The 11,958-nt window shown below is 42.0% G+C and carries 14 protein-coding genes; all 14 read left to right on the top strand.

Translation table 11 applies throughout. The features are described from left to right. Positions 1-308: 308 nt before the first annotated feature. The 14 genes from FB379_RS17565 to spoIID all read left to right on the top strand — a co-directional run bounded on the left by FB379_RS17565 (position 309) and on the right by spoIID (position 11,594). Positions 309-536: an AtpZ/AtpI family protein gene (locus FB379_RS17565; RefSeq protein ID WP_094244712.1), complete on the top strand. Its 228-nt coding sequence runs from the start codon at positions 309-311 to the stop codon at positions 534-536. 2 nt (positions 537-538) lie between these two features. Then, a complete protein-coding gene (locus FB379_RS17560; protein WP_063389019.1) occupies positions 539-922 on the top strand; it encodes an ATP synthase subunit I in 384 nt (127 codons plus the stop codon). Between the two features lie 6 nt (positions 923-928). Then, positions 929-1,639, top strand: coding sequence for a F0F1 ATP synthase subunit A (gene atpB, locus FB379_RS17555; protein ID WP_063389018.1), 711 nt, complete (start codon positions 929-931; stop codon positions 1,637-1,639). A 69-nt stretch (positions 1,640-1,708) separates the two neighbouring features. Continuing rightward, positions 1,709-1,921 (top strand): F0F1 ATP synthase subunit C, encoded by a 213-nt coding sequence (atpE, locus tag FB379_RS17550; protein WP_063389017.1) that lies wholly within the window; start codon positions 1,709-1,711, stop codon positions 1,919-1,921. A 282-nt stretch (positions 1,922-2,203) separates the two neighbouring features. Further along, positions 2,204-2,668: a F0F1 ATP synthase subunit B gene (gene atpF, locus FB379_RS17545; protein WP_082829615.1), complete on the top strand. Its 465-nt coding sequence runs from the start codon at positions 2,204-2,206 to the stop codon at positions 2,666-2,668. Further along, entirely contained in the window at positions 2,665-3,204 is a 540-nt protein-coding gene (locus tag FB379_RS17540) for a F0F1 ATP synthase subunit delta (RefSeq protein ID WP_063389015.1), read from the top strand. The genes atpF and FB379_RS17540 overlap by 4 nt, the downstream gene beginning before the upstream one ends. A gap of 15 nt (positions 3,205-3,219) precedes the next feature. Further along, a complete protein-coding gene (atpA, locus tag FB379_RS17535) occupies positions 3,220-4,728 on the top strand; it encodes a F0F1 ATP synthase subunit alpha (protein ID WP_063389014.1) in 1,509 nt (502 codons plus the stop codon). A 90-nt stretch (positions 4,729-4,818) separates the two neighbouring features. Then, positions 4,819-5,676, top strand: a complete 858-nt coding sequence (gene atpG, locus FB379_RS17530; RefSeq protein ID WP_066251293.1) for an ATP synthase F1 subunit gamma — start codon at positions 4,819-4,821, stop codon at positions 5,674-5,676. A 36-nt stretch (positions 5,677-5,712) separates the two neighbouring features. Further along, entirely contained in the window at positions 5,713-7,131 is a 1,419-nt protein-coding gene (atpD, locus tag FB379_RS17525) for a F0F1 ATP synthase subunit beta (protein ID WP_066251292.1), read from the top strand. 28 nt (positions 7,132-7,159) lie between these two features. Further along, a complete protein-coding gene (locus FB379_RS17520; RefSeq protein WP_063389011.1) occupies positions 7,160-7,573 on the top strand; it encodes a F0F1 ATP synthase subunit epsilon in 414 nt (137 codons plus the stop codon). A gap of 384 nt (positions 7,574-7,957) precedes the next feature. Beyond that, positions 7,958-8,188, top strand: a complete 231-nt coding sequence (locus FB379_RS17515; RefSeq protein ID WP_162877012.1) for a DUF1146 family protein — start codon at positions 7,958-7,960, stop codon at positions 8,186-8,188. A gap of 112 nt (positions 8,189-8,300) precedes the next feature. Then, positions 8,301-9,035 carry a YwmB family TATA-box binding protein gene (locus tag FB379_RS17510; RefSeq protein ID WP_158640219.1) on the top strand — a complete coding sequence of 245 codons (735 nt, stop codon included), beginning with the start codon at positions 8,301-8,303 and terminating at the stop codon, positions 9,033-9,035. A 32-nt stretch (positions 9,036-9,067) separates the two neighbouring features. Further along, positions 9,068-10,381, top strand: a complete 1,314-nt coding sequence (murA, locus tag FB379_RS17505) for a UDP-N-acetylglucosamine 1-carboxyvinyltransferase (protein ID WP_144598520.1) — start codon at positions 9,068-9,070, stop codon at positions 10,379-10,381. A gap of 193 nt (positions 10,382-10,574) precedes the next feature. Then, positions 10,575-11,594, top strand: a complete 1,020-nt coding sequence (gene spoIID / locus FB379_RS17500; protein ID WP_066251285.1) for a stage II sporulation protein D — start codon at positions 10,575-10,577, stop codon at positions 11,592-11,594. The last annotated feature ends 364 nt before the right edge of the window (positions 11,595-11,958 follow it).

Raw genomic sequence — 11,958 nt, 5'->3', positions numbered from 1 at the left:
AGTGCCACCTTTCTTTAGGTTTTGTCTTTTTGGCACAAATTCACAAAAATTAATTAACAGAAAATTCTAACTATATTTATGCAATGCTAATGATTTTAGATAAAAAAATATTAAAAAGTCAATAGAAACACCAAAAATATTTGTGAACAAATTGTGATATTATTAACAAATAGCTCAACTTTTGACGTGAAACAGATTGACATTGATTGGTGCCTATTGTATGCTAAACGGGGTGGGATGATAAGGTTTTCAACAGCCTTTTAACATAATGAAATATAAGGTAATTTTATATTGTGAGGACATACCCAATGCGGCAAAAAGAGCACCATCCGCTCCGAGCATACGCTTTAATGACCGCCATTCTTTCCTATTTGGCAGGGTCAGTGCTCGTTGGGATTTTTGCAGGAAGATGGCTTGATCGACATTTGCATACAGAACCCGTTTTTTTGATCATCGGTCTTCTAATTGGACTGGCTGCGGGAATAATTGCGATGCTGAGATTAGTCCAACATTTTTTTCAGGAGAATGAACGGTAACTATGGATCGTATAGAAAAATTGTTTGTGCGCAGCAAAAAATATTTGCTGTTTTTGCTTGCCATCTATGTGTTAGCGTGGGGGTTTACTCCTTATCAAGATATTTTCCTCGGTCTTGCCCTTGGTACAAGCTTTAGCCTCTATAATTTATGGATACTAGTGCGTAAATCAAAGCAAATACAGCAAGCAATTGAAGAAGGCCGTACAGCACGTTCGCTTGGAACGGTTTCAAGGATGGCAGCCGCAGGACTGGCGGTATTAATCGCACTTAAATTCCCTGAACATTTCCATTTAATTAGCGTGGTTATTGGTTTAATGACAATCTATATTGTCATTATGATAGATTCTATTCTATACATTTGCGGACAAGCTTGGGAAGAGAGGTGAATTTTGTTGGGTCACGAAGCGCCGATAGTAAAATTATTAGGGCTTGAATTTAATTTGTCCAATATTTTAATGATTCTTGTATCTAGCGCAATTGTATTTATCATCGCCGTATTGTCGACCCGCTCTTTGGCAATGAAGCCAACGGGTATGCAAAACTTTTTGGAATGGGTCATGGATTTTGTGAAAAACATTATTAACAGCACGATGGACTGGCAGACAGGCGGCCGATTCCTTACTTTAGGAATGACGCTCATCATGTACATTTTTGTTTCCAATATGCTTGGTCTACCATTCGCTATCGTTGTTGACCATAAGCTTTGGTGGAAATCGCCTACGGCTGATCCTACCATAACGCTGACACTGGCCATTTTAGTCGTCGGTTTATCGCATTATTACGGGATTAAATTAAAGGGCTTTTCCGCCTATGGAAGCGACTTTTTCAAGCCACTGCCGTTTTTGTTCCCGCTTAAAATTATTGAAGAGTTTGCAAACACGTTGACGCTTGGTCTTCGTCTTTACGGTAACATCTATGCTGGGGAAATTTTGCTAGGTCTGCTTGTCAGCTTGGCAACTAGCGGAGCATTCGGCTTCATCGGGGCAATTATTCCGATGATGGCGTGGCAGGCATTCAGTATTTTTGTAGGTGCAATCCAAGCTTTTATCTTTACAATGTTAACAATGGTTTATATGGCGCATAAAGTTAGCCATGACCATTAAAAATAAATGACTTCATCATAATTTTTGTGTAAAAAATTATTTTTAAACAAATAAAGGAGGACTTTATTCATGAATTTATTAGCAGCTGCAATTGCAATTGGTTTAGCGGCACTTGGTGCTGGTATTGGTAACGGACTTATCGTATCTCGTACAGTAGAAGGTATTGCTCGTCAACCTGAGGCGCGCGGTATGCTTCAAACTACTATGTTTATCGGGGTTGCGTTGGTTGAGGCGATTCCGATTATCGCGGTTGTTATTGCATTTATGGCTTTTGGTGCGTAATTTGAAAATTTCAAAAGAGCCTTGCCCAGATTGGTGTTGAAAAAGGCTTTTTAGAAATCGGCATGCAATCAATTTGCGTGAAGTCCGAATCGAAAGGACAGCAAGTGAAAAAGAGGAAATGGCGAAGTTATTTAAGCATCTTCGCCATTCCTTTATGTTGTGAATGGTAACAGAGTCCCAATATAGCCGGTAGTTGGAAAACGGAAGTTTTGAAGGGAGTGAAACGAAGCCGTGTTAACAGTTGAATTTGCCCTCGGAGCTGGAGGCTTCGCAGCAGGAGATATGCTCGTTCAGCTCGTCGTATTCTTAATTTTGTTAGCATTGCTCAAAAAATATGCTTTTGGTCCGCTTATGGGCATTATGAAACAGAGGGAAGAATTTATTGCAAATGAAATAAACGCTGCGGAAGAAAAGCATGCGGAAGCCAAAAAGCTTGCCGAAGAGCAGCGTGAGCTATTAAAGCAAGCCCGCATCGAAGCACAGGAGCTTGTTGAAAATGCGAAAAAACTCGGCGAACAGCAAAAAGAAGATATCATCCAAGCGGCTCGTGCGGAGGCAGAAAGACTGAAAGAAGCAGCCAAGAAAGAAATCGAACACGAAAAAGAGCAAGCCGTTGCTGAATTGCGTAATCAAGTGGCATCATTATCCGTTCTTATTGCTTCTAAAGTGATTGAAAAAGAATTGAATGAGGCTGAGCAAGAGAAGCTGATCAATGATTATATTAAAGAGGTAGGAGAACAGTTATGATTGGCGGAGTGGCAAAGCGCTATGCGTCAGCTCTTTTTCAAATTGCAAAGGAAAAAAATCAAGTGAAGCAGTTTGAAGAAGAATTGCGGATTGTAAAGCAGGTGTTTATTGAAAATCAAAAATTGCTGCAAATTTTAGAGCATCCGAAGGTGTTGCTCGAAAATAAAAAATCATTGGTCAATGAAGCGTTTTCTTCATTGAGTGCTGAAATTATCAATACTCTTCTTCTGCTTATCGATCGCCATCGCATCCGCTTAGTTCCTGAACTTGTAGATAACTTTGTGGAGCTTGCAAATGAAGAACAGCAAACAGCAGAAGCAACGGTTTACTCCGTCCGTCCGTTGAAGGATGAAGAAAAGCAGGCTCTTTCAGAAGTATTTGCGCAAAAGGTCGGAAAAAAATCGCTTAAGATCACAAACATCATTGATCAGAACTTAATTGGCGGACTGAAACTTCAAATCGGCAATCGTATTTTTGACGGTAGCATCAAGAGTAAGCTCGAACGCATCGGGCGGAATTTAGCGAAAAGTTCGTAGATAGGGGTGAAACTCATGAGCATCAAAGCTGAAGAAATTAGTGCACTGATAAAAAAGCAAATTGAAAACTATCAGTCTGAAATAGAAGTTAGCGATGTCGGCACAGTTATTCAAGTAGGTGACGGGATCGCACGTGCTCATGGCCTCGACAATGTCATGGCCGGTGAGCTTGTCGAATTTTCAAACGGCGTTATGGGATTAGCCCAAAACCTTGAAGAAAATAACGTCGGTATTGTTATTTTAGGCCCTTTTAAAGACATTCGTGAAGGCGATGAAGTGAGAAGAACAGGACGGATTATGGAAGTTCCTGTTGGAGAAGAGCTGATCGGCCGCGTTGTAAATCCGCTTGGACAACCAGTGGACGGGTTAGGCCCGATTGAAACAACAAAAACACGTCCGATTGAAAGCCCTGCCCCAGGCGTCATGGACCGGAAATCTGTTCATGAACCGCTGCAAACGGGTATTAAAGCGATCGACGCTCTTATCCCAATTGGCCGCGGACAACGCGAGCTCATCATCGGTGACCGTCAAACAGGTAAAACGCAAATTGCGATCGACACAATCATTAACCAAAAAGAAGAAAACATGATTTGTATCTATGTTGCGATCGGACAAAAAGAATCAACAGTTCGAAATGTTGTTGAAACACTCCGTAAACACGGCGCATTAGATTATACGATCGTTGTAACGGCATCTGCGTCTCAACCGGCTCCATTGCTTTATTTGGCCCCATATGCCGGTGTATCTATGGGCGAATATTTTATGTACCAAGGAAAACACGTCCTTATCGTATATGATGATCTTTCAAAGCAAGCTGCCGCTTACCGTGAGCTTTCTCTATTACTACGCCGTCCACCTGGACGTGAAGCGTTCCCTGGGGATGTCTTTTACTTGCACTCCCGTCTATTGGAACGCGCAGCAAAACTTAGCGATGCAAAAGGCGGCGGATCTTTGACGGCATTACCATTTGTTGAAACGCAGGCTGGCGACATCTCAGCTTACATTCCTACGAACGTAATTTCCATTACAGACGGACAAATTTTCTTGCAATCTGACCTATTCTTCTCAGGTGTGCGTCCTGCGGTAAACGCCGGATTGTCCGTTTCCCGCGTCGGCGGTGCAGCGCAAATCAAAGCGATGAAAAAAGTTTCGGGTACGCTTCGGTTAGACCTTGCAGCATACAGAGAGCTTGAAGCATTCGCTCAATTCGGTTCAGATCTAGATAAAGCAACTCAGGCGAAGTTAAACCGCGGTATGCGTACAGTTGAAGTATTGAAGCAAGGCATCAACAAGCCGATCCCAGTTGAAAAACAAGTCATGATCCTTTACACCTTAACAAAAGGATTTTTAGATGATATTCCTGTTGAGGATATTCGCCGCTTTGAAGAAGAATTTTATGCTTATTTAGATCAAAATGAAAAAGAGCTTCTTGAAGAAATCCGTTCGACAGGAAATCTGCCTGAAGACGAGAAAATGGAAAAAGCCATCAAAGGATTCAAAAAAACTTTTGCAGTTTCTGAATAAAGAACGATAAGGCTGTGAAAATACGGGAATTCTTTTCACAGCCGTTTTCAAAACATGATCGGCTATTTTTCAAAAAGGTGGTGAGAACCTTTGGCATCGTTGCGCGATATTAAAACACGCATCAATTCGACGAAGAAGACAAGCCAAATTACAAAGGCGATGGAGATGGTTTCAGCTTCGAAGCTGAATCGGGCGGAAACCAGCGCCAAGTCATTTGTGCCTTACATGGAAAAAATTCAAGAAGTTGTGGCAAACATCGCCCTTGGGAGTACGGACGTAAGCCACCCGATGCTTGAAAAGCGTCCGGTCAAAAAGACAGGATACGTTGTCATTACATCAGATCGCGGGCTTGCCGGTGCGTTTAACAGCAACGTGCTGCGCGCCGTTTATCAAACGATTCAAGAACGGCATCGTTCGACGGATGAATATGCCGTAATTGCTATCGGAAAAGTCGGCCGCGATTTTTTCAAAAAACGCGGTATGCCTGTCGTTGAAGAAATTGTCGGATTAGGCGATGATATAAGCTTTTCGGATATTAAAGAAATTGCTTCCAATACAGTCAAGCTGTTCGAGGATGGAAAAGTAGATGAAATTTATATGTTCTACAACCATTATGTCAGCGCCATCCAGCAGGAAGTAACGGAGAAAAAGCTGCTGCCGCTTTCGGACATCGCTGCGAATAAAAAAATGACGTCTTATGAATTTGAACCGTCTCAGGAAGACATTTTGGCAGTGCTTTTGCCGCAATACGCTGAAAGTTTAATTTACGGCGCCTTGCTTGACAGCAAAGCAAGCGAACATGCTGCGAGAATGACGGCAATGAAGAATGCAACAGACAACGCAAAGGAACTGATCAATACGCTGACTCTTTCCTACAACAGAGCTCGTCAGGCAGCGATTACGCAAGAAATTACAGAAATTGTTGGCGGGGCATCAGCGCTTGAATAGATCACTGAAACAGTACGTTAGGAGGGAAACAGGAACATGAAAGGACGCGTAGTTCAAGTAATGGGTCCGGTAGTGGACGTAAAGTTTGAAAGCGGACATTTGCCGGAAATTTATAACGCCCTAAAAATTTCACATAAAGCGCGCAATGAAAACGAGGTAGACATTGATTTAACGTTGGAAGTAGCGCTTCATTTAGGGGATGACACCGTTCGGACAATCGCTATGGCTTCAACGGACGGCGTAACGCGCGGAATGGAAGTCGAAGACTTAGGCGCTCCAATCTCCGTGCCAGTTGGAGATGTCACATTAGGACGGGTATTCAATGTGTTAGGGGAACATATTGACCTTGGAGACCCGATTCCAGCGGAAGCGCGCCGGGATCCAATTCATAAGCCTGCTCCGAAATTTGAACAGCTGTCAACACAAGTTGAAATTTTGGAAACAGGAATCAAAGTTGTTGACTTGCTTGCTCCATATATTAAAGGTGGAAAAATCGGCTTGTTCGGCGGTGCAGGAGTTGGAAAAACGGTTTTAATCCAAGAGCTGATCAATAACATTGCACAAGAGCACGGCGGTATTTCCGTATTTGCTGGAGTTGGGGAGCGTACTCGTGAAGGAAACGACCTATACTTTGAAATGAAAGACTCCGGCGTTATCAGCAAAACAGCAATGGTGTTCGGACAAATGAACGAGCCGCCTGGAGCGCGTATGCGCGTTGCATTAACAGGTTTGACAATGGCTGAATATTTCCGTGATGAGCAAGGGCAAGACGTTCTCTTCTTCATCGACAACATCTTCCGCTTTACACAAGCTGGTTCCGAAGTATCTGCGTTGCTTGGACGCATGCCTTCTGCTGTTGGATACCAACCGACGCTTGCGACAGAAATGGGACAATTGCAGGAGCGGATTACATCAACAAACGTAGGTTCTGTTACATCGATTCAGGCGATTTACGTGCCTGCTGACGACTATACAGACCCTGCTCCGGCTACAACATTCGCACATTTAGATGCGACAACAAACCTTGACCGTAAGCTGTCAGAGATGGGTATTTATCCAGCGGTGGATCCACTTGCTTCAACGTCACGTGCATTGGCTCCGGAAATCGTCGGTGAAGAGCATTACAACGTTGCCCGCCAAGTTCAGGCAACATTGCAAAGATATAGAGAGTTGCAAGATATTATTGCAATCCTTGGTATGGACGAGCTTTCAGATGAAGATAAGCTTGTTGTACATCGTGCTAGAAGAATCCAATTCTTCTTATCACAAAACTTCCACGTTGCTGAGCAGTTTACGGGACAGCCTGGTTCATATGTGCCTGTAAAAGAAACTGTACGTGGATTTAAAGAAATTCTTGAAGGTAAGTACGACCACATTCCTGAAGATGCGTTCCGCTTAGTGGGCACAATTGAAGATGTCCTTGAAAGAGCGAAGCAAATGGGCGTTGAAGTATAATATTTTGGGACCCTAGGAGGAACTGAATATGAAGACCGTACAAGTCAGTGTCGTCACTCCCGATGGCCCAGTTTATGATGCGGATATAGAATTGGTCAGCGCCAAAGCTCAAAGCGGCGAGCTTGGAATCTTGCCTGGTCATATTCCAATGGTTGCGCCGCTTGCAATTGGCGCAGTTCGGCTGAAAAAAGGAAATAATACAGAACTTGTGGCTGTCAGCGGAGGTTTTTTGGAAGTTCGCCCTGATAAAGTCACGATCTTGGCACAAGCAGCTGAAAGAGCTGAAGATATCGATGTTGCTCGCGCGGAAGCTGCAAAGAAACGTGCAGAGGAACGCTTGCAGCGCAAAGGCCAAGGGCAGGAAGACATAGATTTTAAACGTGCTGAGCTGGCGCTGCAACGTGCCATCAATCGTATTAACGTGGCGAAGAAGAACTTCTAATTTCTCATTTAAGACGTCCCGGAGTTTAAGTTCGGGCCGTCTTTTTTGAAAAAACTAAGAAATCATGATCATGGCTATTTTGCAATGTTGGCTCTAGCCTGGATGCAAAAAATCGGCAACTTACTTTTATTGACAGGAAAAAATGGACAACATGTAATCGCATCATTCAACTCTAAAACTGCAAATCCAAAAATAACGAATTGACCTCCTATCTACATTCCACATCAATGAATGCTTCATTTATAAGAAATAACAACATGAAAAAACTGCCTAACCATTGTTTTTCACAAAATCAAATAAAAAGTGTGCATGAATAGGAAAGATTTTTATATAATAAAGTGGGTTTGTGAAACAAGAAAGGAAGATTTCGGAAGGAGGAGTAATGTGGCGGGGCTAGGCCAGCAGGCGCTCATTAGCATCATAGTAAATTTAGTATTTATTTTTCTAACTTGGCGGGCTTTACAGGCTCTTCAAATTGAAAAAATCATTCGTAAAGGAAGAGTTGTCGAGACAAGGCTTTTGCTCATTTTATTGACCATCGCCATTGCGTCATCAGTGAGCAATTTTTTCTTGAACTATTTTTTTTGGTCACAGCAGCTGCAATATCTTTTTTAAACATGTCGAGGGACAATGAATACATAAAGGCTGTTGTCTAATCTTGACGACTTTTTCCACGTATGCCAAAACCCTTTCCGGCAACACTTTTAATAAGGAAAGGGTGATGGCGGTGAAAAATTTATATTTTGTCTTTATTTTCATATTTTTATTCGGTTTTCTTTTGTCAGCTTGGCACACAGAACGAACGAATGCTGAAAGACACGATATTCATGTAGTGGAAATCGTGGAGCAATTTCATCAACAAAACATAGATGTGGCAGAATGGTCAATTTTTGCAAAATTTTCTTTTTCTCAAAAAAGCAAAAAAGTGAAACGAATCTACACACAGTTTCGTCAATTTAATTGGTCTTACTTGGAAAGTGGTAATTTTGAAAAGTGGACCGGCACTTATTACAACAGCGATAAGCAGATCACTGAAACATTGCAAATTATTAAACCTCATGCAAAAGCAAGCCCGAAAATTCAAGTTATATATGAAGCAACAGGGAAACGTTGGAATGGCCGTGCATGGATGAAGCTGGAGCGCTATTTTAACCGTCACATTTTCGACAAAATTCCTGGAAATCCTACATTTTTCACTTGTGTCAAAGGCTATACAGATGATAAGATGGAAGGTGTTTTGTTTTTTGAGGCAAATAACCTTTTAAAAAGGTTTCATGCAAAACCGGTGGAAAGCTTAAACGAGCAACGCTTCGTTTCCATATCCGGTTTTACAAACGATTGGGATCATTCTATTGAAACGAAAAATGGAAAGATGAACATTCAAATTTCGCTCAGAAGTGCAGGAATGGGCGAAAGAACTACTGTAACAGTAGGAACACCTATTATTACAACTGAATATTAATATAGAGAAAATGGGACGCGGAGGGGAATACCTTGGAAAAAATCATCGTCCGCGGCGGTCGAAAGTTAAACGGTACAGTAAAGATCGAAGGAGCTAAAAATGCCGTTTTACCTGTCATCGCTGCATCTTTATTAGCTAGTGAAGGAAAGAGTGAAATTTGTGATGTTCCTAAGCTCTCCGATGTTTACACGATAAACGAAGTTCTCCGCTATCTCGGAGCAGAGGTTCGTTTTGATGGTAATCAAGTAGTTGTCGATGCATGCGGAGAGCTTTTAACGGAAGCATCATTTGAATATGTTAGAAAAATGCGTGCATCTGTGCTTGTTATGGGACCTCTTCTTGCCCGCAAAGGCCGTGCACGTGTTGCTTTGCCGGGAGGATGTGCCATCGGATCCCGTCCGATTGATCAGCACTTGAAAGGCTTCGAAGCGATGGGTGCAACGATAAAAGTCGGCAACGGCTTTATTGACGCAGAAGTGAATGGCAGACTTCGCGGAACCAAAATTTATTTGGATTTCCCAAGTGTCGGCGCAACAGAAAACATTATGATGGCAGCCGCACTTGCAGAAGGAACAACTGTAATCGAAAACTGTGCAAAGGAGCCTGAAATTGTCGACCTTGCGAATTTTATAAACAAAATGGGCGGAAATGTCCGTGGCGCAGGCACTGGTACTATCAGAATTGAAGGTGTAGATTCCTTGCACGGTGCAAAGCATTTAATTATTCCAGATCGTATTGAAGCAGGAACATTTATGGTTGCTGCTGCCATTACGAAAGGGAATGTCCTTGTAAAAGGAGCAGTTCCGGAGCATTTGACATCATTAATTGCGAAAATGGAAGAAATGGGCGTAACCATTATCGAGGAAGAAGAAGGCATTCGTGTCATTGGTCCGGAAACATTGAAGGCAGTGGATATTAAAACAATGCCTCATCCAGGTTTTCCTACTGACATGCAGTCTCAGATGATGGCCCTGCTGCTTCAGGCAAACGGAACTAGCGTAATTACCGAAACGGTATTTGAAAATCGCTTTATGCACGTAGAAGAATTTCGTCGTATGAACGGAGATATTAAAATCGAAGGCCGCTCTTGTATCATCAACGGTCCTGTAAAGCTTCAAGGTGCAGAAGTAACGGCAACCGATTTAAGAGCGGCAGCTGCATTAATTTTAGCTGGGCTTGCTGCAGAAGGGTATACACGGGTTACGGAGCTGAAGCATTTAGATCGCGGCTACGTCCGTTTTCATGAGAAGTTAAAAGAACTTGGCGCAGATATTGAACGCGTCAATGATGAAGCTGACATCCCGGCAATTGCACAACAAGCCGTTGCAACGAATTTAAATGCATAATTTCACAAAAGAAGCTAGCCTCTTTTAGGAGATGCTAGCTTCTTTTTCGTATTACCCGCTTATTTTTTTCATATTTTTTCGTTTTATACTTAAAACTCCCCCTGCAAACAGCATCTCCGATTTCAGTCATAAAAGGTTGTCCTTCCCCATAAACTTTACTGAAGTCAGCGATAAAAGAAATGGGGGCTGTAATATGAAACGAGTGAAACCGTTCTTTCTTTTTTTTGCAGCAATATTTTTCATTATTTTGATGGTGCCAAGTTTGCTGGTAGCCCCGTTTGCCGAAAAGACGAAAGCTACGCTTGGCGAGGAACTAGCCGAGAAGAAAACAACGGATGTGCTACAAAAGGAATCAAAAGTTTCTGTACCAATTTATCGTTCTCAAGAAAAAAAAATTGATGAAGTTCCGCTTGAAGAATATGTGGTTGGTGTTGTCGCCGCCGAGATGCCCGCAGAATTTGAAAAAGAAGCGTTAAAGGCTCAAGCTTTAGCTGCTAGAACGTACATCGTGAAAGAGCTGTTTACGGGCCAAAATGTTGGCTCTCCCAAAGGAGCGGTAGTCACGGATACTGAGCTCCATCAAGTTTATAAAAATGAAGAAGAATTAAGGAGAATTTGGAAAAAAGATTTTGATTGGAAAATAAAAAAGATTAAAGAAGCTGTTGCCGAAACAAGAGGCCAAATTTTAACGTATGACGACAAGCCGATTGATGCTTCTTTTTTTTCAACGAGCAATGGATATACGGAAAATTCGGAGGCCATTTGGCCGAACGCCCTTCCTTATTTAAAAAGCGTGGAAAGCCCTTGGGATGAGAAATCGGAAAAATTTCTCGCCAGGGAGGTATTCACCGTTCAAGAGTTTGAACAAAAATTAGGGATTAAAATAGGGAAAGGCAATTCAATTGGAAAAATTATCGAAAGGACGCCAGGACACAGGGTCGCTCTAGTCGAAATTAACGGGAAAAAGTTTACTGGAAGGGAAATAAGAGAAAAGCTAGGTCTAAGGTCAACGGATTTTTCGTGGACATTGAAAGGCGACCAAATTATTGTTACGACAAAAGGATACGGACACGGAGTCGGCATGAGTCAGTACGGTGCCAATTTTATGGCGCAGGAAGGGAAAAATTATAAAGAGATTGTCTCACATTACTACCAGGGAATTGAAATTTCGCAAGCCAACCCGTTTTTATCAAAATATATGGCGAAAAAATAAAAAATCGGTGCGTTTTGTAAGAAAATCGGTAATCGGTTTTCTCACATATGTTTCTTTAGGGCAACTGCTGATAGTGCCAGTAAGCTGCCAACTTCATTTCGAACTAAATGAAATGTTGATCGACTCGATAAATTCTTTTTTAGAGGGGCTGTCCAGAAAGTCAAATCCCCATTGAAAACAAAAAATCATAAACACCGATATATCAACGTTTCTAAAACATTAATGGGGGCGCCAATAAGCCGTAAAAACGACTTATTAGACATCCCTCTTTCTTACCTCTAGTCAAGTATTTTTTATTAAATAATTTGGTTAATATAGATTTTATTTTGGAAGGAAGGGGGACCCCTTCCTTCCAAAATAAATT

Source organism: Aeribacillus composti (assembly GCF_007827555.1).
Classification (GTDB): Bacteria; Bacillota; Bacilli; order Bacillales; family Aeribacillaceae; genus Aeribacillus; species Aeribacillus composti.
The sequence above is the reverse complement of the archived record's forward strand: the minus strand, read 5'-3'. Positions and strand labels throughout refer to the sequence as shown.